The 23,447-nt window shown below is 39.4% G+C and carries 25 protein-coding genes and 1 tRNA gene; 11 read left to right on the top strand and 15 right to left on the bottom strand.

Translation table 11 applies throughout. The annotated features are described in order from the left end of the window. Positions 1 to 4 precede the first annotated feature (4 nt). Positions 5 to 805 (bottom strand): phosphate ABC transporter substrate-binding protein, encoded by an 801-nt coding sequence (locus ABWU87_RS14385; protein WP_353331886.1) that lies wholly within the window; start codon positions 803 to 805, stop codon positions 5 to 7. A gap of 12 nt (positions 806 to 817) precedes the next feature. Continuing rightward, positions 818 to 2,086 carry a hypothetical protein gene (locus ABWU87_RS14380; RefSeq protein ID WP_353331884.1) on the bottom strand — a complete coding sequence of 423 codons (1,269 nt, stop codon included), beginning with the start codon at positions 2,084 to 2,086 and terminating at the stop codon, positions 818 to 820. A gap of 218 nt (positions 2,087 to 2,304) precedes the next feature. Between ABWU87_RS14380 and ABWU87_RS14375 the strand changes: the two genes are divergently transcribed. The 3 genes from ABWU87_RS14375 to ABWU87_RS14365 are packed head-to-tail and all read left to right on the top strand — an operon-like array spanning position 2,305 to position 4,584. Continuing rightward, complete coding sequence (locus ABWU87_RS14375) at positions 2,305 to 3,225, top strand: DMT family transporter (RefSeq protein WP_353331882.1); 921 nt, start codon at positions 2,305 to 2,307, stop codon at positions 3,223 to 3,225. Between the two features lie 56 nt (positions 3,226 to 3,281). After that, a complete protein-coding gene (locus ABWU87_RS14370; RefSeq protein ID WP_353331880.1) occupies positions 3,282 to 4,076 on the top strand; it encodes a thymidylate synthase in 795 nt (264 codons plus the stop codon). 13 nt (positions 4,077 to 4,089) lie between these two features. After that, positions 4,090 to 4,584 (top strand): dihydrofolate reductase, encoded by a 495-nt coding sequence (locus ABWU87_RS14365; RefSeq protein ID WP_353331878.1) that lies wholly within the window; start codon positions 4,090 to 4,092, stop codon positions 4,582 to 4,584. A gap of 4 nt (positions 4,585 to 4,588) precedes the next feature. Here ABWU87_RS14365 and ABWU87_RS14360 read toward each other — a convergent pair whose 3' ends face one another. Continuing rightward, positions 4,589 to 5,065, bottom strand: a complete 477-nt coding sequence (locus tag ABWU87_RS14360) for an Lrp/AsnC family transcriptional regulator (RefSeq protein WP_353331876.1) — start codon at positions 5,063 to 5,065, stop codon at positions 4,589 to 4,591. A 172-nt stretch (positions 5,066 to 5,237) separates the two neighbouring features. On the opposite strand from ABWU87_RS14360, the gene ABWU87_RS14355 reads away from it, so the two are divergent. Both ABWU87_RS14355 and ABWU87_RS14350 read left to right on the top strand, forming a co-directional pair. Then, positions 5,238 to 6,479 (top strand): M64 family metallopeptidase, encoded by a 1,242-nt coding sequence (locus ABWU87_RS14355; RefSeq protein WP_353331874.1) that lies wholly within the window; start codon positions 5,238 to 5,240, stop codon positions 6,477 to 6,479. 9 nt (positions 6,480 to 6,488) lie between these two features. Further along, positions 6,489 to 7,040, top strand: coding sequence for a GNAT family N-acetyltransferase (locus ABWU87_RS14350; RefSeq protein WP_353331872.1), 552 nt, complete (start codon positions 6,489 to 6,491; stop codon positions 7,038 to 7,040). A 1-nt stretch (position 7,041) separates the two neighbouring features. On the opposite strand, the gene ABWU87_RS14345 is transcribed toward ABWU87_RS14350, so the two are convergent. From ABWU87_RS14345 to ABWU87_RS14330, 4 genes are read right to left on the bottom strand one after another with little or no spacing between them, the layout of a single operon-like run. Next, on the bottom strand, positions 7,042 to 7,497 hold the full coding sequence (locus ABWU87_RS14345) for an ExbD/TolR family protein (RefSeq protein ID WP_353331870.1): 456 nt from the start codon (positions 7,495 to 7,497) through the stop codon (positions 7,042 to 7,044). After that, a complete protein-coding gene (locus tag ABWU87_RS14340) occupies positions 7,494 to 8,084 on the bottom strand; it encodes an ExbD/TolR family protein (protein ID WP_353331868.1) in 591 nt (196 codons plus the stop codon). The genes ABWU87_RS14345 and ABWU87_RS14340 overlap by 4 nt, the downstream gene beginning before the upstream one ends. Continuing rightward, a complete protein-coding gene (locus tag ABWU87_RS14335; RefSeq protein WP_353331866.1) occupies positions 8,081 to 8,539 on the bottom strand; it encodes a hypothetical protein in 459 nt (152 codons plus the stop codon). The genes ABWU87_RS14340 and ABWU87_RS14335 overlap by 4 nt, the downstream gene beginning before the upstream one ends. 16 nt (positions 8,540 to 8,555) lie before the next feature. Beyond that, positions 8,556 to 9,356 (bottom strand): MotA/TolQ/ExbB proton channel family protein, encoded by an 801-nt coding sequence (locus ABWU87_RS14330; RefSeq protein WP_353331864.1) that lies wholly within the window; start codon positions 9,354 to 9,356, stop codon positions 8,556 to 8,558. 743 nt (positions 9,357 to 10,099) lie between these two features. On the opposite strand from ABWU87_RS14330, the gene ABWU87_RS14325 reads away from it, so the two are divergent. Together ABWU87_RS14325 and ABWU87_RS14320 are read left to right on the top strand one after the other, a co-directional pair. Further along, positions 10,100 to 11,356, top strand: coding sequence for an LruC domain-containing protein (locus ABWU87_RS14325; protein ID WP_353331862.1), 1,257 nt, complete (start codon positions 10,100 to 10,102; stop codon positions 11,354 to 11,356). 100 nt (positions 11,357 to 11,456) lie between these two features. After that, the gene (locus ABWU87_RS14320) at positions 11,457 to 11,726 is read left to right on the top strand and encodes a zinc ribbon domain-containing protein (RefSeq protein WP_353331860.1); all 270 of its coding nucleotides are present in this window, start codon (positions 11,457 to 11,459) and stop codon (positions 11,724 to 11,726) included. Positions 11,727 to 11,863: 137 nt separating this feature from the next. Here the strand turns inward: ABWU87_RS14320 and ABWU87_RS14315 are convergent, their stop codons facing one another. From ABWU87_RS14315 to ABWU87_RS14290, 6 genes are all read right to left on the bottom strand, one after another. Beyond that, positions 11,864 to 12,211 carry a hypothetical protein gene (locus tag ABWU87_RS14315; RefSeq protein ID WP_353331859.1) on the bottom strand — a complete coding sequence of 116 codons (348 nt, stop codon included), beginning with the start codon at positions 12,209 to 12,211 and terminating at the stop codon, positions 11,864 to 11,866. A 741-nt stretch (positions 12,212 to 12,952) separates the two neighbouring features. Further along, positions 12,953 to 13,040: transfer RNA gene (locus ABWU87_RS14310), tRNA-Ser, on the bottom strand. Between the two features lie 62 nt (positions 13,041 to 13,102). Further along, positions 13,103 to 13,876 carry a TatD family hydrolase gene (locus tag ABWU87_RS14305; RefSeq protein ID WP_353331857.1) on the bottom strand — a complete coding sequence of 258 codons (774 nt, stop codon included), beginning with the start codon at positions 13,874 to 13,876 and terminating at the stop codon, positions 13,103 to 13,105. Between the two features lie 964 nt (positions 13,877 to 14,840). After that, positions 14,841 to 15,542 carry a hypothetical protein gene (locus tag ABWU87_RS14300; RefSeq protein WP_353331855.1) on the bottom strand — a complete coding sequence of 234 codons (702 nt, stop codon included), beginning with the start codon at positions 15,540 to 15,542 and terminating at the stop codon, positions 14,841 to 14,843. Positions 15,543 to 15,562: 20 nt separating this feature from the next. Next, positions 15,563 to 16,537 carry a polyprenyl synthetase family protein gene (locus ABWU87_RS14295; RefSeq protein ID WP_353331853.1) on the bottom strand — a complete coding sequence of 325 codons (975 nt, stop codon included), beginning with the start codon at positions 16,535 to 16,537 and terminating at the stop codon, positions 15,563 to 15,565. A 32-nt stretch (positions 16,538 to 16,569) separates the two neighbouring features. After that, positions 16,570 to 17,265 carry an energy transducer TonB gene (locus ABWU87_RS14290; RefSeq protein ID WP_353331851.1) on the bottom strand — a complete coding sequence of 232 codons (696 nt, stop codon included), beginning with the start codon at positions 17,263 to 17,265 and terminating at the stop codon, positions 16,570 to 16,572. A 246-nt stretch (positions 17,266 to 17,511) separates the two neighbouring features. On the opposite strand from ABWU87_RS14290, the gene porQ reads away from it, so the two are divergent. From porQ to pfkA, 4 genes are all read left to right on the top strand, one after another. Further along, positions 17,512 to 18,489, top strand: coding sequence for a type IX secretion system protein PorQ (gene porQ, locus ABWU87_RS14285; protein ID WP_353331849.1), 978 nt, complete (start codon positions 17,512 to 17,514; stop codon positions 18,487 to 18,489). A 22-nt stretch (positions 18,490 to 18,511) separates the two neighbouring features. Next, on the top strand, positions 18,512 to 19,219 hold the full coding sequence (gene cmk / locus ABWU87_RS14280; RefSeq protein WP_353331848.1) for a (d)CMP kinase: 708 nt from the start codon (positions 18,512 to 18,514) through the stop codon (positions 19,217 to 19,219). Position 19,220: 1 nt separating this feature from the next. After that, a complete protein-coding gene (locus ABWU87_RS14275; protein WP_353331846.1) occupies positions 19,221 to 20,090 on the top strand; it encodes a 4-hydroxy-3-methylbut-2-enyl diphosphate reductase in 870 nt (289 codons plus the stop codon). Positions 20,091 to 20,204: 114 nt separating this feature from the next. Beyond that, the gene (gene pfkA / locus ABWU87_RS14270; RefSeq protein WP_353331844.1) at positions 20,205 to 21,185 is read left to right on the top strand and encodes a 6-phosphofructokinase; all 981 of its coding nucleotides are present in this window, start codon (positions 20,205 to 20,207) and stop codon (positions 21,183 to 21,185) included. A gap of 75 nt (positions 21,186 to 21,260) precedes the next feature. Here the strand turns inward: pfkA and meaB are convergent, their stop codons facing one another. Both meaB and ABWU87_RS14260 read right to left on the bottom strand, forming a co-directional pair. Next, positions 21,261 to 22,361 carry a methylmalonyl Co-A mutase-associated GTPase MeaB gene (gene meaB, locus ABWU87_RS14265; protein WP_353331842.1) on the bottom strand — a complete coding sequence of 367 codons (1,101 nt, stop codon included), beginning with the start codon at positions 22,359 to 22,361 and terminating at the stop codon, positions 21,261 to 21,263. After that, complete coding sequence (locus ABWU87_RS14260; RefSeq protein WP_353331840.1) at positions 22,358 to 23,446, bottom strand: DUF1573 domain-containing protein; 1,089 nt, start codon at positions 23,444 to 23,446, stop codon at positions 22,358 to 22,360. Before ABWU87_RS14260 ends, meaB begins: the two co-directional genes overlap by 4 nt. Between the last annotated feature and the right edge of the window lies 1 nt (position 23,447).

The raw sequence follows: 23,447 nt of genomic DNA, 5'->3' as shown, positions 1-23,447 counted from the left end.
GTTCTTATTTCAATGAAATGTATCCAACTTTATCAACAGTTTTCTGACCTTGGTCAGAAGTTGCATAGTTCAGAAACGAAGTTACTTTTGCAGCATCTTTCTTGTCGTAGTACATAAAAAGAGGACGAACCACGGGATAACTTTTGTTCTTTGCATTTTGAACTGATGGAGCCACAAATTTCTTTCCATCATAAGATACCTTCAATGCTTTTACACCTTTTTCCACATAAGCCAGGCCTACATAGCCAATAGCCCCTTTTGTCTGGCTTACAGACTGAATGATGGCTCCTGTAGCAGGCATGGAAAGAATGTTCTTCTTGTAGTTCTTGTTGTTCAACACATGTTCCTTGAAGAATTCGTAAGTCCCAGAGCTTGTTTCTCTTGAGTAGGCAACAATCTCCAAATTGGCGCCCCCCACCTGTTTCCAGTTTGTAATCTTACCTGTGAAGATATCTTCCAACTGCTGACGGGTTAACTGGCTTACATTGTTGCTTGGATTCACAACCACGGCCAAAGCGTCGTATGCAACGATCTTTTCTACTGGGGATTTACCTGCTTGTTTGAACTTCAATTTTTCGTCGAACTTCATTTTGCGAGATGCTGTTGCAATGTCTGTAGTACCTGCAAGCAGAGCAGAAATACCAACACCACTACCACCACCTGTTACTGTTACTTTTCCACCCTTGAAGCTTTCAGCCCATTCCTGAGCTAACGGCAACAAGGTGTCACTACCTTTGATACGTTGTGCGAATGAGCCCTGAGCTACACTGCAAATCAATGCTATTGCTAAAATAATCTTTTTCATCTTTCTTAATTATTAGAATTTATACTGTAATCTTAATGTGAAAATATTGTCTTTTATATTGGAATTATATCCGCTGATGTTTTGTGTCTTTTCATTGAAAGCCATATCATAGTAAGCCATCAGGCGGAAGTTGTTACTCATGCGGTAAAGGTAACCAAATCCCACGTTGTACTTTTTAACATCGCCTTTTCCACTACCACCCAGGCCAACTTCATTGCCAGATAGTTTTGTGTTCGGATCGTAAGCATCATATTTTGCCACCAGCGAGTGCTTTGATTCGCCAAGATCCTGAATCAGGTAGATATTATAGCTAAGGAAGTCACGACGGTAAGTGTCTATTGTTGGCAATGTGGAGGCGTTCGGGCTTTTTGAGTCGCCAAGAGCTCCGGGTTGTTTACCGGCAATCATTTCAGCACGTAAGGTTGTCAGCCCGGCACCGGAGTTCAACAGGAACTGTCCATCCAGTCCGTAATAGCAACGAGTAGAGTACTCACCAACTTTTGCATTATTAACAGCCACGAACTCTTTTCCAGACATCTCGTAAACGTTGTTAGTTCCCTGATAAACACCACCTAGGTAGAGTGAACCTCCTAAACCCCATTGAATATTATCATAGGTCTTTTTATAGGAGAGGTGAGAAATCCAGTCTTTTCTGTTATCGGTTTCCTGCTTGATTCCATTTCCGGCAAAAAGTCCGGTTTCTAGTTTAAAGGGATTCAACACATGACCTTTGGGAGCTTGGATAACAAACATTGCTCCTAAATCACGTTCATCAGGAAAAAGAGTAATACATCCGGTGCTTCGTTCAGGAGTTTCACGTGAACTTGATGAATAAGAAACTTCATAACCGAATGGACGGTCGAACACACCCGCTTTCAATGTTGCCCATCCACCCCAGGGATCTGTTAAAGTAAAGTACGCATCTTTAAAACCTACACCTTTTTCAGTGATATCCAGCTGAAACACAGCCGTACCTTTTACCTGTCCCAGTTCAAGTTCTGTATTGGCAAACTTGATACGTCCGCGACGGATACCAAAACGATTCAGTACTGACTGATCGGCATCTGCTTTTGTTGCACCAACCTTGAAACTTGCATCTTTCTGTCCAATCTGTAAATCTCCCTGGATATATCCGGATATTTTCCATTTACTCAAGTCATCTACAATGGAACCTATTCTTTCTGTCTCAGTCTGCACTTTTTCGAGTGGCGTTTGTTCAACCTCTTGGGCCATAGCTAGGGTTGACAGGCATAATAGAGAGCCTAATAAAATTTTTCTCATTTTTCTGTTCTTATTATTATTTTGACACTGCAAAGTAAATTCAGAAACATTTCATTTTTATTTCCAGATAATTACATTGTAAATACATATATGTTACTATTCTATTACAAACAATCCTCATGGCTGATTGTTTGCTGATTGTCAGCGATTTAATACATCTTTTTCGAATAACAGAGAATTTTATTATCTTTGTCGGAACAAAAAATTATTCAGACTTAATGACTAATAAGATCGCTTTCAACAAAAAACCGGGAGGTCAGGCACTCTACCATCTTATGGCGCTATTTACTGTAAGTATATGGGGAACAACATTTGTTTCGACCAAGGTTCTGATGAAGAATGGCCTGAGTCCCGAGGATATTCTATTTTATCGTTTCATGTTGGCCTATCTAAGCATATGGATTATATGTCCACGCAAACTTTTCGCATATAACCTGAAAGATGAGCTTTTATTTATTATGTCTGGAGCATGCGGCGGTTCACTCTACTTCATTGCAGAAAATAGAGCACTTGGTATTACACTTGCATCAAACGTGGCCCTTATTCTATGTACCACCTCTATATTTACAGCTTTTCTTTCTCATCTTTTTGTAAAAGGAGAACGGTTGAAAAAGAATCTGATTTTGGGTTCACTTATTGCTTTAGCAGGTGTAGCCTTTGTTGTATTCAACGGCAGTTTTGTACTTAAAATAAATCCAGCCGGAGATATACTCACCATTGTCGCCTCTCTAATGTGGGCTTTTTATGGCATCATTTTAAAGAAGCTGGACAGCAGATATACCACTCTTTTCATAACCCGAAAAGTTTTCTTTTATGGAATCATTACCTTGCTGCCAGCGTTTTTCTTCTCGCCACTGACAACAGATAAAAAGATTTTGTTCAACCCATTGGTATATGGCAATCTTCTTTTTCTGGGATTAGTGGCTTCAATGCTTTGCTATATCCTCTGGAATATGTGTGTAAAGAACTTGGGAGCAGTTCGTACTACCAACTATGTTTATATTGTTCCATTGGTCACATTGATTGCTTCTTCCTTAATTATTGGCGAACCTATAACTCTTTTTGCAATCATGGGAGCCATTTTTATTCTCAGTGGGGTTTATATCGCAGAAAAAGGTTTCGGTAAAAAACGATCATAAAAGAATCACATTGCAACTTTTTTTAGCTAAGTTTGCAGACAAAACATAAAACATCAATGAAACAATATTTGGATCTACTTGACAGAGTCATGAAAGAAGGTTCCCGAAAAGACGATCGTACCGGTACGGGAACTATCAGCATATTCGGACATCAGATGCGTTTTAATTTGGATGAAGGTTTCCCTTGTCTTACAACAAAGAAACTTCATCTAAAATCTATCATACACGAACTTCTGTGGTTTCTACAGGGAGACACCAACGTGAAATATCTTCAGGAAAATGGTGTAAGAATATGGAACGAATGGGCCGACGAAGACGGCGATCTGGGACATATCTATGGCTACCAGTGGCGTTCATGGCCCGATTATAAAGGCGGACATATCGATCAGATAAAGGAAATCGTGGAAACAATCAAGAACAACCCCGATTCACGACGCATGCTTGTAAGCGCTTGGAATGTGGCTGATTTGAATAACATGAAACTTCCCCCTTGTCATATCCTGTTTCAGTTTTATGTTGCCAACGGGCGATTGAGTTTGCAATTGTATCAACGCAGCGCCGACATCTTCCTGGGTGTACCGTTCAACATAGCTTCCTACGCTCTGTTGCTTCAGATGATGGCACAAGTCACAGGGTTGAAGGCCGGAGATTTTATCCATACTCTCGGTGATGCTCATATTTACATTAATCATCTGGAACAAGTTAAACTTCAGCTGTCAAGAGAACCACGCCATCTTCCAACCATGAAGATTAACCCGGACGTAAAAGATATATTCAGTTTTAAATTTGAAGATTTCGAACTGGTAGACTATAATCCGCACCCACATATCAAGGGAGCGGTATCCGTTTAAATAATCAATAAGTATGTGTAAAGTATCGATTATTGTAGCTGTATCAAAAAACAATGCTATCGGCCGTGACAACAAACTGCTCTACTGGCTGCCCAACGATTTGAAACGCTTTAAGGCACTCACTACCGGACATACTATTATCATGGGCCGGCACACGTTCGAGTCACTGCCTAAAGGAGCTTTACCCAATCGTCGCAATCTGGTTCTCACTACAAACCCCAACATAACTTTCACCGGGGCGGAAATTTTCCTTTCTCTAAAAGATGCACTTGCAACCTGCAAAGATGAAGATGAGGTTTTTATTATCGGAGGAGCCAGTGTTTATCAACAGGCTATGGGAGTAGCAGACGCCATTTACTTGACATTGATTGAAGATGTAACGGAAAATGCTGATGCTTTCTTTCCGCAAATCAGCAAAGAGGAATGGACAGAAACGGGCAGAGAGCCTCATCCTGTGGACGAAAAGCATCGCTACCCGTATATTTTTATCAATTACGAAAAACGCTGATTCGTTAATCTTCCGTTTCTATATCAAGAATCGGCATTTGTCGCTTGATTGCCTCGTGAAAAGAGATCAAGGTCTCTGTGCGGGCAAGCCCAAGCGGCTGTAGTTTATCATGAATAATACTCAGCAGGTGAAAATTATTCTTTGCATAGATTTTGATAAACATATCATATTGCCCGGTTGTAAAATGGCATTCCACCACTTCCGGTATTTTTTCCAAAGCCTTCCTTACTACCTCGAAATCTGAGGGGTCTTTCAAATATAATCCAATATATGCACAAGTTTCGTAGCCAATCTTTTCCGGATCGATGACATATTCTGATCCTTTCAGTATCCCAAGATTGGTTAGCTTCTGTATACGCTGATGAATAGCAGCTCCTGAAACATTACATGCACGGGCTACTTCCAAAAAAGGAATCCGGGCATTATCTGCTATCAGTTTCAGTATTTCTTTATCCAAACGATCTAATTGATGATATCCCATATATATTATTTGATTATTTATGCAAAGTTACATATTTTTTTTAGTTGAAAAAGCACAAATTATTACTTTAATTCTTAAAAAAATAATAATCCAATACTTTAGTATGGACAGTCGTAAAGTTCTTGATATTATTCATTAAAAAAGTATTAACTTTGCAGAAAATTCAATTAATATGAAAAAGATCGTGACCATAATTATTTGCTGTTTTTTGCTTATTAATGCAAAAGCGCAAAACTTTAATGATTATTTCATCAATAAAACACTTAGGGTAGATTATATATTTTCGGGAACAGCTTCTCAACAGAACGTTTCTGTTGAAGAGTTATCACAGCTTTCGGAATGGGCAGGCCGTAGATATCATCTCGCCCAACTTCCACTGGAAGGTAATGGTCAAATTTCGATGAATGACATAAAGACCGGAGCTTGTATATATAAAACCTCTTTCAGCACTCTTTTTCAGGAATGGCTTGATACCGATGAGGCAAAAACATTGAATCGTGCATTCGAGAATACATACCTTCTTCCCTACCCTAAACAACCGGTTGAGATTACCGTCTCTTTCAGAGATAAAAAAGGAAACTACAATCCAATATTGAAACATCAGGTTAATCCAAGTGATATCCTCATCAAGAAACTTGAAAATACACATGTAACTCCACACACCTATCTGGTTAAAAATGGTTCACCGGAAGATTGTATTGATGTTGCCATTCTAGCAGAAGGTTATACTCCTGGGGAGATGAACCTCTTTCTTGAAGATGCCCGGAAAACCTGTGAAGCCTTGTTTGCTCATCAGCCTTTTTCTGCAATGAAAAAGCGGTTTAATATTGTTGCAGTTCAAAGCCCTTCAAAGGACAGCGGCGTAAGTGCACCAAAAAACGGAATATGGAAAAATACTGCTTTTGGTTCACATTTTGACAGTTTCTATTCAGACAGATACCTTACCAGTAGCAACCTGAAAGATATTCATAATTCCCTTGCGGGGATTCCATATGAGCACATCATTATACTGGCTAATACAGACCAGTATGGTGGCGGCGGAATCTACAATTCATTTACACTTACCACAGCTCATCACAAATTTTTCCGCCCGGTAGTGGTACATGAGTTCGGACACAGCTTTGCCGGTCTTGCCGATGAATATTATTACGAAGAAGACTTGTTCAACGGCATCTACCCCTTTGATGTGGAACCTTGGGAGCAGAATATCACCACAAAAGTTGATTTCGCATCAAAATGGAAAGACATGGTTGAGCAAGGCACGGCAAAACTTGTTGAAGGAGGAGGTTACTCTTTCAAAAACATCTATCGTGGAGCCGAAGATTGTCGAATGAAAACCAACACCTGTCCGGGTTTCTGTCCGGTTTGTCAGAGAGCAATCACACGGTTGATCGATTTCTACACCCGCCCGTAAATTATTTAAATGATCACAATTCAACGCATACATACATCCGATAAAGAATATTATCGATTTGCAGAGAACCTACTCGCTGACGCTTTTCCGGTGGAAGAGCGCAGGGAGCTCTCTTTGCAGAGGGATTATACTGACCATAACAACCGGTTCCATAACAACATCCTGCTCTCTAATGAGGAACCCGTAGGGTTTATTTCATACTGGGACTTTGATCGTTTTTGTTATGTGGAACATTTTGCCATCGATCCTTCTCTGAGAAGCAATGGATATGGACAAAAAGTTCTAACCTCCCTGAAAGAGAAACTGCAATGCCCAATTGTTCTTGAAGTGGAACTGCCGGAGGAAGAAATCAGCATACGCCGCATTGGATTTTATCAGCGTCACGGATTTCAGCTTTGGAAAGAAGAGTATCAACAACCTCCTTATAGGAAAGGAGATGGCTACCTACCCATGTGGTTAATGGCAGATGGGGATTTAAATTGCGAAAAAGATTTCGAAGTTGTCAGAGATTGCATCTACAAAGAAGTATATAACAACGCTACGAAACTTACAAAGGAGTGACTTATTCCGGACGTGCAGAATAGATAATGTTCAAAACATTCGCCCTACGTAATGCCTGTTTCACATCCGACACTATTCCCATAGGAGTATCCTTATCCACCTTCAGCATCACCGTCATCAATGGTCGCTCATCCGGTTTTAAAGCCATTCTGCTTTTTTTGATAAAAGCCTCAACCTTTGCCAGAGTCATTACCTGGTTATTTAGCTGAATACGGTATCTTACAGCAGACCGACCTCCGGTTTTCCCAATATAGATAGTGGTCACAATGGCGTGCTTCATTGCGACGGAGAGTTCTGTAGCCTGAGGCGCTTCTACCTTTCCCACTTTCATCTTATCGTTTCGGATATTGGTAAGCATCACCAGAAAGAAAATGAGAATAAGAAAAATAGTCGGCAATGCAAGCCCACTTAATGGTTGAATCTCCGGTCTTTCCATGTTAACAAAACGTCTTCTCATCTGCCACCTCCTTTTCTGGATAAAGGTTCCGCTTCAGAGATACATATCCGATAACAGGAATTTACCGCTTTCTGCTGTTCAGGAGTGAGTTCCATATATTTCTTGTTCCATTTCTTTTGAGCCAAATCATTTCGAAGTTCATTGTAAGCACCAATCAGTTCATTTTGAACATCAATATATGCCTGATAAGTAGTCTCGCGGCCACATTGTACTGAAATAACATGTTTTGAGGTAACAGCCATTTTTCCCAGGAGATTAATATTACGAACCTCTTTCTCTGGTAGTTTAGGGTCATTTTGAGGATTAGATATAAACTGTTTTGCCAGTTCTCTCAGATCGCCAATCCCAACTATCTGGTTCCCGCATACAAGTTCATCATTATCCGTAAGGAGCACATTCAGTACGTTACGAGGTTCTACACTTATAGGGGTATATTTTCCAATTGCGGGCGGTAAACGTCTTTCCAAGCCCTGATCCGGGTTAACCGATGTAATTACAATAAAGAAAACCAACAGTAAAAATACAATTCCTGTTGTCAGGTTAATATCTATTTCCGTAACGGTACGTTGGAGTCGTTTCATTTTCATCTCACTTTCCTGGCTATAAAAAAGCCAATAATAAACAAAGCTGCTGCACCAATCAGTACATAGGTGCTATAAATAAACATATCGGTAATTTTTATCCAAACCTGAGTGTTGTATTGACCTTTATAGCCCGGCAATGAAAGCAGATTTCCGTTGCTGCATAACCAGCAGAAAAACATCAGAAAAGCCAATATAAATAAGCCTAGAACTGAACGAACAGCTTCTTTAGGCGAACGGCGGTAGCGGTCAATAAACTTGATAATAACGAAAAAGATGACAATTGCTAAAGCAATACTCAGAAGACCGACAACAACCCAAATAAGCAGCCCAGTATAAACAGGAACCAATGCATGGATTTCTGAGACTACCTTAGCACCTCCGAAATAAAATCCTGCTGTTACTGTACAAATGAGCAGAAGCAAATATAGTGTATATCTGGAAAACTTATCCGGTTTCATGAATTGCTCCTCCTTTTTATTGTCTGTATTTCAAGTTATATTTCACCACGAAATCAATTAATGAATTTGTAGCCTCTTCCATCTCATGGGTAAGTGATTCTATTTTGGAAAGTATGTAGTTATAAAACACCTGCAGAATAACGGCAGAAATAAGTCCGAATACAGTAGTCAGCAGCGCCATTTTCATTCCTCCGGAGATAATGGCAAGTGAAGTATTTCCTTCAATCTGAACACTGTCAAATGTCTGCACCATTCCAACAACAGTTCCCAGAAAACCTAATGCCGGTGCAATCTTAATAAATAGAGAAATCCATGAGCAGCCCTTTTCAAGAAGCCCTAATTGCACACCTCCACAGGTTGACACAGCCTTATCCACTGCATCAGCACCTTGTTCAATCCGCATTAATCCATCGTAACAAATTGAAGCAACCGGACCACGTGTATTACGACAGATCTCTTTTGCTGCATCAGCATTTCCTTTTTCAAGAGCCAGCTCAATGTCTTCCAGTAATCGCTGCGTATTTACTTCAGAAAGGTTCAAATAAATAATCCGTTCAATGCAAAAAGAGAGTCCTAGAACCAAGGAAAAAGCAACCAGCCCCATATACAAAGGATTGCCTTCAACAAATTTCTCTTTCAACTTTACACTAACACTTTTCTTCACAACGTTGGTCGTTCCGTCAGAGTCGGCTTTTTCATCCGGATTAACAGTGGTTTCCTGTTGGTCCGCAGGTATTTCATTCTGAGCATGAGCTGTTATTGCACCACTAAGAAAAAGAAAACCTGAAAAAGCGAGTGCCATCACAATTTTTTTCATTGTATGATTCAATTAGTTTTATTGTCTGTTAAAGCTCAAAAATACACTATCTTTTTGAATTATACAACGAAGACTTCCATTAATTATATAGATTTAAGAAGAGTTTTCAGCATAGTCTGACCGGCAATTGCTGAACAATTGTTATTTTACAGTCTTGCTATCATAAAAATAGAGATTTAAAGCGAAACAATTGTATGCTTTGCAAACGGAATAAAACAAAGAGATAAAAGTTAAAAAAGAACAACCAAATCGCATCCGTAAAAAATTTGTTTTATTACTTAGTTTAAATCATATTTGTAAGAAACAAAACCAATCTCTAGGACATATATTTTATTTTCTTGTTCAATAAATAATGATGAACTTTACAAAAGAATATAAATACATTTGTCAAATACTGAAAAAACATATTAAAAAGGCATTTTTATCAACATATATGGCTTATTATATAGGAATTTATAGATATTATAAAGACTATTAATAGATCAAAAAAACGGATAATAGGCACTTTAATTAATGTGAATATATAAAACTTCATATCAATGTTTTATATAAATTATTGACATGATTATATAAGACCTTATATATTCTTTTTATATAGATAAAAGTATTCTGATTAGGATAAAAATCATTTAACTTTATATACAACATTGATTTTAACATATAAAACTAAAAAAATTATCTATAGTTAACAAAAAATTAATATCTTTGCACCAACAACCAAATTTTTGAAAAAACAACATCATATGAAGAAAGTACGTAAAATGATTTATTTACTGTTTGGAACAGTATTTCTGGTTACTTCCTGTTCACAAGATAAGAATCTTTATGACCCGGAAAGCACAGAGAAAGTTACAGATTTGCAGATCCCCGACGGTTTCAGCTGGGCTACAACCCAGAACATTGAATGCTCTATCACATCACCTATGCCTACTACTACATCCATCTTCCTGGATGAATCATGTACTGAAAAGGGATTAATAGCCACAATCCCTGTAAGTCAGAATTCCACAACAATCACCCTTGAAGTTCCTACCAGCTCAACAGCTATTTATGTTCAGTATCCTACTGCTTCAGGAAAACAGGTTAAGAAAGTGGATCTAAACAGTGTTGCAACAAAAAGTACAGTTGATAGCAAGAAAGCAGTGATATCACTTCCTGAAAATGCAACAACAGATAATAATTTAATTTTCAGCCAGACATATACTCCCGCCAAGAACACCTACGGAACATTAATGTTCGAAGATCTGTTCCCTGAACTCGGAGACTACGACTTAAACGATTTCGTTGCATATTATAACACTTATAGTTACTGCGGAAATATAGTTGGTGCACTGAAGGGATTAGAGCTGAACATCCAGATACGTGCTCTAGGAGGCTCGCTCCCTTACCAGCTCTGTGTACAATTAGGTTATATTCCAACTAAATATGTTCAAGATTACATGACTGTCAGATGCAATATTGATGGTGTTACCATGAAATTGCTCCCTCAAAATGGAGATGAAAAAGCCATTCTTGTAATCACAGGTCTCGACAAACTTAAAGGAAGCGGTGAAAACTACTATAATACAGTGCCTGGTACAACCTTAAGCAAAGAAAGCGAATTGCCAACCATCACATGCACAATTGATAATAGCAATGCGTATAATGCTGACGAATATAATGCATTTAAAAATACTTGTGATAATCCCAGTACAGCATTCAATTTCTTTTTAAGAAATCCGAATAATAATCGTGAGATCCATCTTAGAGGGTATGAGCCCACCAAACTGTATACCAACTACGCGAATGAAGATCCAAGACATAAGGGTATCAGTTATTACAGCAATAGTAATTTGGTATGGGGTATTAAAGTTCCTGCTGCAATTAAGCATGCCAGTGAAAGAACAGACTTCACCAAAGCGTACAAAAAGTTTAAAAACTGGGTAACTACTGATGGAAAAAACAGCAAAGACTGGTATAACGATCCAGACCCAAACAGCGTTATTACTTTAAAGGAATAAACTTCAGATTAATTTATATCAACGGGGTAGTCTCATAACAAGGAGGTTATCCCGTTATTTTATATAACCTTATTATAATACTCATTTAAAAAAATATATCATGGAAGAGAATATTTGTCAAAGTTGCGGTATGAATATGAAAGCTGAGCAAGATTTTGGTACTAATGCCGACAATACAAAAAACATGGAGTATTGTAACTATTGTTATCAAAAAGGAGCTTTTACACGTAATGTAACGATGGAGGAAATGATGGAGAGCAACCTGAAATATCTCGATCATTGGAATGCTGAAACAGGAAACAACTTTACAATAGATGAAGCTCGTCCAATTTTGCGCCAGTTTTTATCTACATTGAAGCGGTGGAAGTAAGAAAAAAAGACGGTTTCTAAAAAGATATAAAAAAAGTGACCTCCCCCCCGAAAAAAGGACAGTTTCGATGATTTGAAACTGTCCTTTTTTACGGAGAGAGGTCTATATAATCTTTCTATGATTATCAATATGGTTAACTAATAATCTTTTAGCTTACAGGCACTCCATATTATGCATCCAATGTTGATTATATTGTATAAGATAATAGCTCCAATTGAAATAGGTAGTTTGTAGATTACATAACAACTAGCTGCTAAGACTAATATTGGCACAACAGAACTACCTTCATTATCTCCCTGAATAAAACTCATTACAGCGATGTAGCCCCCAGCTACGGCTGAATAAGTAATCATTTCATATAGAGTAAGTTCCCCTAATGTGGTTTCATTATCAATTCCAATCATTGAAAATGTGATATCTTTAGCAATCCATCCAATTAAAAAATAAACTATAATTCCAATGATAATCCATGCAATTTTTGGCATAATATAAATGTGTGTGTATGTATTAATAGATCAAGAAAAACAACTTCAGCAAGTATTATTTTAATAAGAATAACATTCTTATATGTGAATTATTATATATTATTTATTACGTTTAAACAACTTTACTATTCCATAAATTATTAGAACTGGGATTGAGATTATTATAGTAAATTCAATAATTATTTGCAAATAATATTGTATCATATTTTCAGTTTTTAAAAGGTTTTCTGTAGAATATTCTAAAGTTTAGCAATTTTCTAAACGAAGATAATATATTAAACGCTTCGTTTTTTTCTAAAAAAGTATTACCGATTTTGAAATAGATACAAAAATAGAGAAAAGTATTTGTTTAAAAAAGAAAAAAATAAGAAAAATCAAGCCACTCCTTAATCAGCAAAAATGTAGTAAATCTTATAGCATATGGATAAGTAATATAACGAGTTTATCCCCATAATCTTTGTTGATTTTCAGATTCTTTGAGTTAAAGTTTTATCATCTTGGCCAAGCTGAATATTTCTTGATGGATGATCATAAAATAGACGCTAAGATATGATATTTTTCAAGTTCATTATCAGGTTCTTTTTCTTAAATTGCAGCTAATATAAACTGATTTAATATGAAAAATGAAGATATCAACAGCAACATAAAATTGACTGGTTACTAATAATTTCACGCAAACCAGTCTCCAAAAAAGAACATAAAAAAAGACAGATTCAAATCCTTGAAACTGTCTTTTTTATGCGGAGAGAACGAGATTCGAACTCGTGAAACCCTTTAGGGGTTTACACGCTTTCCAGGCGTGCCTCTTCAACCACTCGAGCACCTCTCCTTTTATTGGTTGTGCAAAGATAGACTTTTTTTATTTTCCTTCCTAATCCGGCCTGAAAAAAGTTATGAAATAAATATCTTAAGCGCATTCCTGGTGGTTATTTCAGCCACTTCATCCGGGGTGCACTGGTAAATTTCCGCCAGCTTCAAGAGGGTATCCTTCAGATTGGCACTTTCGTTTCTCTTGCCTCGGTTGGGAGCCGGCGTAAGGTACGGGGAGTCGGTCTCGAGCACAATTCGTTCTAATGGAATACGTTTCAGCACTTCGGGAAGAGTTGACTTTTTAAAGGTCACCACCCCATTAATACCAAGACAAAAGCCATCAAACTGCAGCAACTGTTCAGCCTCATCCAAGGTACCTGTAAAGCTGTGGAAAATACCTTTCAGTACCCTATCCTGGTTTTGCTTCATCACCTGAAGCACCTCATCAAAGGAATCGCGGCTGTGAATCACCAACGGCAACTGATATTCCGCCGCCCACTGAATTTGCGTATCAAATGCCTCCAACTGCTCTTGCAGAAATGTTTTATCCCAATAGAGGTCCATTCCTACTTCTCCGATAGCAACAAAAGAGTTGGGTTCTTCCAACATTTTCCTCATCACAGACAGTTCATCCCTGAAATTCTCATTCACCGATGTGGGATGAAGCCCAAGCATCGGGAAGCAATAACCGGGAAAACGTGACACTGTATCAAGTAATGGTTTAATGGTAGAACAATCAATATTGGGCATATAGATGCGACTAATTCCTGCCGCCTTTGCCCGCTCAATCACCTGCGGGAGGTCGTCTGTAAATTCTTCCGAAAAAAGATGAGAATGTGTATCGATAAAATTCATTGAAAAGTTACTTTGTAGCTGTTAAATATACAAATCGCTGCACTGAAGCAAATAAATATGTTATTTCATTTGAATGGAACAAAGTTACTAAATCATTTTAATCAATCGGGGAATATCAACAGAAATCTCATTTCCCCATAAAAATAATTTTTAAAAGTCGCGCAAGTCACGCAAGTCACGCAGAACCGCCACATCCTATTGTCTATCAACGTGATACAGGTGCGCGACTTCGACTAAAAAAGCGCGTGACTTCAAAAAAGTCACGCACCCTCCCCCACCCGGGCACCACACTCTTTTTCCCGCTTCGCATATAAAAACGTAGCCATCTGTATATATAAAACTTGAATCACTTGTCGATATATAGAGAGACTTAATATCAGATTATGACAACCACCCTTTTTTATGCAGGTTTAAGCCTATTTTATCGGCATGATTTCATAATCAAACGCCTTGTTTCTTTCTGTACACCCGGATGTACGGGTCCTGTACACCCGGGTGTAAGGCATCTGTAGATCCGGGTGGAGGGAACGGGTAGACCCGGATAGGAAGATGAAACTGCGACGATAAAAAAGATATGAATTTCCCAGCTTATTTTTTAGACAAAGCACATTTTGAATATCAGATAAGAACTACACATTTGTTGGATGAACCAACAAAATCATTAGCCTACGATTGATATTTTAAAGACAATAGTAAAGGTAAAATGTATACTGGTTAAGACGACATCGTGGAGACACTTACATTTTACAAAATGGCACCGCCGAGACGCTTACCGATGTCGCGTGACTTGTGAGAAGTCGCGCAGGAAGTCACGCACCAGTACCACCTTGGCATTAAGCACGTTACAACAAAAGTGCGTGACTTGCGTGACTTATGCTACTTTTTGAAAAACATTTTATGGGGAGGTGATTGGAAAACATGTAAAAAACCTCAGTAAACCAACTGAAGGATTATTCTCAGATAATTATTGAGGCTTCGTTTCACCTGTGCGGTAATAGTAGACCACACCATAGTTCTGGCACTCATTCAGTCGGTGATTCGGTGGCAAGGTTTCAAAAGATCCCTCTATCTGATTCCATATATCCAATATTATTTGGTCTGCCTTTTCACGCATCGCGGCTAATGCTCCCAAACTGCGGGAAGTGAGCCACTGTAGATGCTTCTGCTGCTCGTAACCCTCTTTAAAAATCTCATAATGAACAGTCACTTTAGCAATGGTGGGATTGTAAATGGGAGCACCTCCCTTACGAGTTCGTTCCTTTTCACCTTTTATAATCTTTTCACCCCATTCAATAATAGAAGATTCGTTTGCCAGATCGGGAACCGCATAATCTTTCGGGTCTAGACCATAAAAGGCTTTATATTCTTCTTTGATTTCCGAACGCGTCACAGCCAGGTTTAGTACCTGAATAAAGTGAGAGACATAAAGTCTTGCCGTCTTTACACTAGGCTGGTATTTCTGGCTGGATGATATCTGGTTATTGTAACAATAAACATAGTAATTATGTGCCTGCTCAAACCGAGTCAGAAAATTCTGCGCCTCATTCAATGTTTTAACAGATATAACAGAATTGTTATCTGCATTCAAACTTTCTTCTTTATCAATAGCTTTTTTTAAAGCTCTGATGCGTGCCTGATCTGTGTTTGGTAATCTTCTGTAAGGCATAGATTAAGGTTTTTTCTTTGTTACATTTCCCGATACATTAAATTTTCAGCCACACCTTTCAAACCGCTTTTCTCTTCTTCAGACCTACCGACTAAAGAAAGGCTTTCAATTCCTTTGGTGTAGTACTCTTTCATTTTGGCTTCACAGAGTTGTTTTACTCCAATCTGATTATATAGTGCGGTTACAGCTTCAATCTTCTCTTTGGAATCAAACACTTCCTTATCAATCCAGCTTTTTAATTCCGCAGCTTGCTCTGAATTGGCATTTTCCAAAGCTTTTATCAACATGAAAGTCTTCTTGTTACAGAGAATGTCTCCTCCAATATTCTTTCCAAAAACTTTCGGATCACCATATACATCAAGTAAATCGTCTTTCAATTGAAATGCAATACCAATATTGACTCCGAAATCATAGAGGTGAGCAGCATCTTCATCAGAAGCTCCGGCCAGTTCTGCTCCCATCTTCAAGGCAGCAGCCAGCAACACAGAAGTTTTCAGTCGAATCATTTCCAGATATTCCTCCTCCTTCACATCCGTTCTGCTTTCAAAATCGATATCGTACTGCTGTCCTTCACAAACCTCAAGAGCCGCTTGGGTAAAAGTATCCAGCACCTTTCCCAGATATTCGGAAGAGCAACCGGCTACATACCTGTAAGCCATTATCAGCATAGCATCGCCTGAAAGAATTGCCGTATTATCATCCCACATTTTATGCACAGTAGGTTTGTTTCTTCGCATATCTGCTTTATCCATCAAATCATCGTGCAGCAAAGTAAAGTTATGATAAATTTCCAGACCAGCAGCAGGAGACAAAATTCGGGTTACATCCTCCTTATAAAGATTGTAAGCCATCAACATCAGAACCGGGCGTATTCGTTTCCCTCCAAGTGAAAGAATATATTCTATCGGATCATAAAGTTTTTTGGGGGCATGTGAATAAGACAATTCTGAAATATACTGATTGATTATCTCTAATACTTTTGTCGATGTATACATTTTATATCTGTTTCAGGATACTTATCCTATGATTAATTTAATTTAAATGAGACTGGGATGGCATATGTTGCTCTGATTGGTTTCCCATCCTGCATTCCCGGCCGCCATCTTGGCATGGACGAAACCACACGAACTGCTTCTCTGTCAAGAACCGGATGCACACTTCTCAGAACGACCGGTTCCGTAACGGTACCATCGCGATTAACTACAAATTGAATAATTACTCTTCCCTGAATGCCACTTTCCTGAGCTAGAACCGGATAATTCACATTCCTTCTTAGATAAGCAAGAAGCGCTGCTTGTCCTCCTGGAAACTCCGGTTGGTATTCTGTCACTCTAGCCGGAATCTCTTCCTGTTGTTTAGGCTCTTCAGGTTGTGAAAGTTTAATGGAATAATGACTTGTAACAATAATCATCCTGGGTTCTTCAGTATAATAAGAAACATTTTCCGTTTCTTCAACCTGCTGTGCGAAATTTTCTGTTGAAGGTATTGTAAGTTCATTCTCAACAGTCTTTGTCTTCAACGGAGCTCTCGGCACTTCCTGCACTGTAATTGGCACCATTTCTTCTTTTCCGGCGGTACTTGCCAGCATTCTTGTATAAGCAGGCTGTGAAACACTAAGTTGAAAAGCAGCCAACAAAAGAAGCAGAGCTATAGCAAAGCCTATCAAGAAACCAAGAGGTCTCTTTCTTTCTAAATCCAATTTAGGCATTTTCCTTATTTCCATACTACTTACTCCATAAATGCGACTCTGTTTCGCAAAAATAGCATTTATTTTTAAGATTCGTCTTCCGTAATAACCTCTTTTTCCGTTCCCTATTTACTTTTTCATTTATTTAAATCTTCTTACACCCTAAAACGACATTTTTCACGTTATTAAAAGCAAAACAAATCCATTGCCTTAAGATTCATCAGGATGTGAATCACTGATTCTAAAAAATGATGTATATTTGGCAGAAATTTAGAACGGTCAATGAGAAAACAGTTTCTGATTTTGCTATCATTCCTCATGAGTATAACGGCACATGCTCAGAGTGGTACAAGCGTGTTTAAGTTCCTGGAGCTGCCTTTTTCATCTCATGCAGCAGCATTGGGAGGTGATAATGTATCTATCAATGATGATGACATTACCATGGCAGTCCATAATCCGGCACTACTTTCGTTCGTATCGGACAAAACACTGAACTTAAACTACATGAGTTATATAAGTGGTGTAGGAGTTGGAAGTGCAGCTTTCTCAAGAGCATTAGGCGAACGGTCAGTGTGGGCAGTGACCGCTCAGTATGTGAACTATGGAGACTTTAAACAGACAACGGAAGAAGATGTTGAACTAGGAACCTTCTCGGCTAAGGACATGGCCTTTTCGGGAATCTATTCATATGACCTGTCAGACTACTGGAGTGGTGGGATAACAGGCAGGATGATTTATTCCACTTATGAGAAATATTCCTCGTTTGCCGTGGGAGTTGATCTTGGATTGAACTATTTCAATGAAAATACTGGATTATCAGCATCGATTGTAGCCAGAAACCTAGGCGGACAAATAAAAGCTTTTGACGAAGAGCGAGAGAAACTACCATTCGATCTGCTTGCCGGGTTCAGCAAAAAACTTTCTCATGCACCTTTCAGGTTATCGGTTACAATGCACGACCTAACCGACTGGTCATCATCTCCAACCAAATCCGGTTCAGAAGAAAAAGAAAAATTCAGCAAGACACTATTCAACCACTTTATTTTCGGTGTAGATTTTCTTCCATCCGAAACCACATACGTTTCTTTGGGATATAACTGCAAACGGAAAAGCGAAATGAAAGTGAACGAAAGCAGCGGATGGTCGGGTATGGCCTTGGGTGCCGGCATTCAGATTAAACGATTAAAAATCGGAGCATCGTATGCTAAATATCACACATCAAGCTCTTCGTTGCTATTCAATTTTGCAATGACATTATAATATTTAATGAGATTAAAAAAACATGAACAACTCTACAAGAAAAATAATCATAGCTATTGACGGTTTCTCTTCCTGTGGTAAAAGCACTATGGCAAAAGATCTTGCCAGAGCAATTGGCTATATTTACATCGACAGCGGGGCCATGTATCGCGCCGTAACACTTTATTGCATTAAAAACGGGCTCTTTACCAATGGTGAAATAAACATTCCCGAACTGGAACTCCGGATCAAAGATATCCATATATCATTCAAACTGGATGAAAAGACAAACCTCCCTCAGACTTATCTGAATGGTGAGAATGTGGAAGAAGAGATACGTACCATGGAAGTATCTTCAAAAGTAAGCCGGGTAAGCGCGATAGATTTTGTACGTGAGGCATTGGTTAATCAGCAGCAGGAGATGGGGAAAGAAAAAGGTATTGTGATGGACGGGCGCGACATAGGAACTACCGTTTTCCCTGAATCGGAATTGAAGATATTTGTAACCGCCTCACCCGAAATCAGAGCTCTTCGCCGATACGACGAAATGGTGGCTAAAGGGATGGAAGTTAAATTTGAGGAGATTCTGAAGAATGTGAAAGACAGGGATTATCAGGACCAGAATCGTGAAGTAAGTCCTCTGAAAAGAGCAGCTGACGCAATCTTACTGGATAACAGTCTGCTGACCGTCGATGAACAAAAAGATTGGCTGCTCCAGCAATTTGAGAAGGCTACCCAAACATCAAACTAACATGATTAAAGTTGAGATTGACAAAGGATCAGGATTCTGCTTCGGAGTGGTCACAGCCATAAAGAAAGCAGAGGAAGAACTGGCAAAAGGGGAAACCCTCTATTGCCTGGGAGACATTGTACACAACAGCAAAGAGGTGGAACGACTCAGAGAGATGGGACTAATAACTATCAATCACGAGGAGTTCAAGCAACTGCATAATGCCAAGGTGTTACTCAGGGCACACGGCGAACCACCCGAAACTTATGCCATTGCCAAAGAAAACAATATAGAGATTATTGATGCAACCTGCCCTGTGGTGCTTAAACTGCAGCAGCGGATTAAACAGCAGTATGCAATGCCCGACAAGGAAAGACAGATTGTGATATACGGTAAAAATGGTCATGCTGAAGTACTTGGATTGGTAGGACAAACCTCTGGCGAGGCCATTGTCATTGAGAAACTGGAAGAGGTGACAAAGCTTGATTTCAACAAGAACATCCGTCTTTATTCACAAACAACCAAATCGCTGGACGAATTTCAGAAAATAGTGGAATACATCAAGGAACATATCTCACCGGATGCGACATTCGAGTTTTATGATTCCATCTGCCGTCAGGTTGCAAACCGCATGCCACACATACAACGTTTTGCAGCTTCGCACGACCTGATTTTCTTTGTCAGTGGGAAAAAGAGCTCCAACGGCAAGATACTTTTTAATGAATGTTGCAAAGTAAATCCAAACTCTTTCCTGATTGACAGTCCCGAAGAGATTAACCCACAATTGTTACAGGGAGTAAAATCCATTGGTATTTGTGGGGCAACCTCAACCCCAAAATGGTTGATGGAGGAGGTTCAAACATACATCAACAAAATCATTGTTGAATCGTAAAAAAGGCCATTCATTAACTTTATTTATAAGAATCAGTATTAGATTAAAGAGATTGAAATCTGTTTAATCGTAGATTTTCTTAACTTTGCACCTACAATTTAAAACAAAAAAGGTATGGGTACGGTAAAATGTGTAGGAATACTTACTTCCGGAGGAGATGCTCCTGGTATGAATGCAGCAATCCGCGCAGTAACTCGCGCAGCTATATATAACGGCCTTCAGGTAAAAGGCATCTACAGAGGTTACAAAGGCTTAATTACTGGGGAGATCCAAGAGTTTAAAAGCCAAAACGTAAGTAACATTATTCAATTAGGTGGAACAATCCTGAAAACTGCACGCTGCAAGGAGTTCCTGACTCCCGAAGGAAGAAAGGTAGCACATGAAACAATGGTTAAAGAAGGCATTGATGCCTTGGTTGTAATCGGAGGAGACGGTTCCTTAACAGGAGCACGTATCTTTGCACAGGAATATGACATTCCCTGCATTGGGCTTCCTGGAACAATTGACAATGATTTATTTGGAACGGATACCACAATTGGTTACGATACTGCATTAAATACAATTCTTGAGGCGGTAGATAAAATCAGAGATACAGCCACTTCGCACGAAAGATTGTTCTTTATCGAAGTAATGGGACGTGATGCCGGCTTCCTTGCGCTGAACGGTGCAATCGCATCCGGAGCAGAGGCAGCAATCATTCCGGAATGCAGCACAGAAGTAGACCAGTTGGAAGAGTTCATCAAGAGCGGTTACCGCAAATCAAAAAACAGTAGTATCGTTATTGTGGCAGAAAGCGAAATAACCGGTGGGGCAATGCACTATGCAGAACGTGTAAAAAACGAGTATCCTCAGTATGATGTTCGTGTAACAATCTTAGGTCACCTGCAACGTGGTGGAAGCCCATCTGCACACGACCGCATACTGGCAAGCCGTCTGGGTGCCGCAAGTATCGATGCAATTCTGGAAGGTCAGCGCAATGTAATGATCGGTATTGAAAACGATCAGGTGGTTTATGTACCTTTCACTAAAGCAATCAAGAACGATAAACCTATTAATAAGGAGCTGGTTAATGTGCTTCGCACACTTTCCATCTGATTCCTTGTATTAACGATATACAACAATAAAGGCCACCTCCAAAGATGGCCTTTATTGTTGTATATCGTTTAGTTTTTATTTCTTCAGCTCACTAAAATAGGTATCAAGCAGTCTTTTCGCAGCCACAAAAGAGGTGAGATCTGCATTCAAAACCTGACGTTCCTTCTCTTCGAGCATCTCTCTTATCACAGGATGATTATAGAAACTACTCCGAAGATGTTCATTAATTGATTCGTACATCCAGTATTTGGACTGTTCGTTTCTGCGATAATCAAAATAGCCGTTCCCTTTCACAAAGTCGACATAGGCATAAACCATATCCCATATCTCTTTTACTCCGATGTTATAGAAGCCTGAATAGGTAAGTACCTGTGGAGTCCAGCCCGACTCGGGTGCGGGAAACAGATGCAAGGCGTTGCTGAACTGTGTCTGTGCCAGTTTCGCTTTTTCAATGTTGTTTCCATCGGCCTTGTTTATCACAATGCCATCGGCCATTTCCATAATGCCTCGTTTAATCCCCTGAAGTTCGTCACCGGTACCTGCCAGCTGGATAAGTAAAAAGAAATCGACCATGGAGTGAACAGCTGTTTCGCTCTGCCCTACCCCTACAGTCTCCACAAAGATCTTATCAAATCCGGCAGCTTCACATAGAATGATAGTCTCCCGAGTTTTGCGCGCCACTCCACCCAATGAGCCAGCCGAAGGACTGGGGCGTATAAATGAATCGGGATGGACAGAGAGGCTCTCCATACGGGTTTTGTCGCCCAGGATACTTCCCTTGGAACGTTCGCTACTGGGGTCAATGGCCAGAACAGCCAGCTTTCCTCCTTTTTCGAGCACATGCATACCGAACACATCAATCGAAGTACTTTTCCCTGCACCGGGAACGCCGCTTATTCCGACACGGATGGAATTTCCTGAATAGGGTAAACATTTCTCAATAACCTCCTGAGCTATTGCCTGATGTTCGTGCCGGATGCTCTCAACCAAAGTTACAGCCTGACTCAGAATGGTAACATCACCCTTCACAATACCTTCCACATATTCACCGACTGTAAGTTTACGTTTCCTGGGCGGACGACGCAACTTCAGGTAAGGATTAACGGATGAGGGCTGTTCTATACCCTTATTAACGGTCAATCCTTTGTAATCGTCACTATTCTCGGGATGTTTCATTTTTTTGTATCTTCTTTAATTTTTACCTTCAGATTAATCATTACCAAAGGATTTGCCGGATCATTGGTAATCATCATGACTTTCTTTTCACCTTTGGTCTTCTTAAGCCATTTTCCGCTGATATCAACTTTAAGCTTGGTTGTCTGTCCAGGTTGAATATTCTTCTTTCCTAAACTAACTCCCACAGCAGAATTAAACACTTGCAGTTTCTTTATTTCCAAACGGGTTTTTCCTGTATTGGTAATAATTATTGTTTGCGATACTTTTCCCTTCAGTGGAATCTCTCCTAAATTTAGTTCCGTTGCAGACAGACTGATCTTTGGAGCATTATTCTGCTGGAACGGAGTCATTCCGGAGAACCCGGGAAGCAATATTGCCGAAATATCAATCTCATTATCTGGACTTACCTTATCTCCCGAATAACGTGCCAAATAGACCGGTACTTGAGTCAACCCAAGTTCTTTCAGTTGTTTTGTATCGAGAGTCAATGTAATTTTCCCTTTTCGTCCACGATTCAGAATCTTTGGAGTGGCTTCCGCTTTCAGATATGATGGCAAATGCATCAATGTAACATCCAAAGCTTTTTCAGAAGTATTGGCTACTTGGATTTCTGCACTTGGCATATCTCCGCTATTTGCCGGGGGGAATTCTATGTATCTTTTATCCAAACGGAACGGACCTATTTCGTAAGCCAGTTCTTTCTTATAGTTTATTACGTCAAGAGCGACTTCACCTTTCAATCCAACGTGCTTAACTCCATTGGATGCATTGCTGTATATATTTACTGTTTTATAGAAATGTCCCATCGTTTTGGCATCGAATGTTGAACGGACATGTCCCGTATCTCCCGGAGCAATCGGTCTCTTTGTCCATCCATTCGCAGTACATGCGCATGAAGCGTCAACATTGTATATCACCAATGGCTGATTTCCTGTATTGGTAATCAGAAATTCTTTTGTCACCGGTTTGTTTCTCGGTATGATTCCAAAATCGTAGACATCTTCATTGGTTGAGATTCTCGCCTGAGACCAGACTGCCTGTGAAAGAAAAAACAGAGAACATGTGAGCAAAAAGAGACGTTTCATG

This window comes from Bacteroides sedimenti (genome assembly GCF_040365225.1).
Lineage (GTDB): Bacteria > Bacteroidota > Bacteroidia > Bacteroidales > Bacteroidaceae > Bacteroides > Bacteroides sedimenti.
Note: the sequence above shows the minus strand (reverse complement) of the source record. Positions and strands in the feature narration are given on the sequence as shown.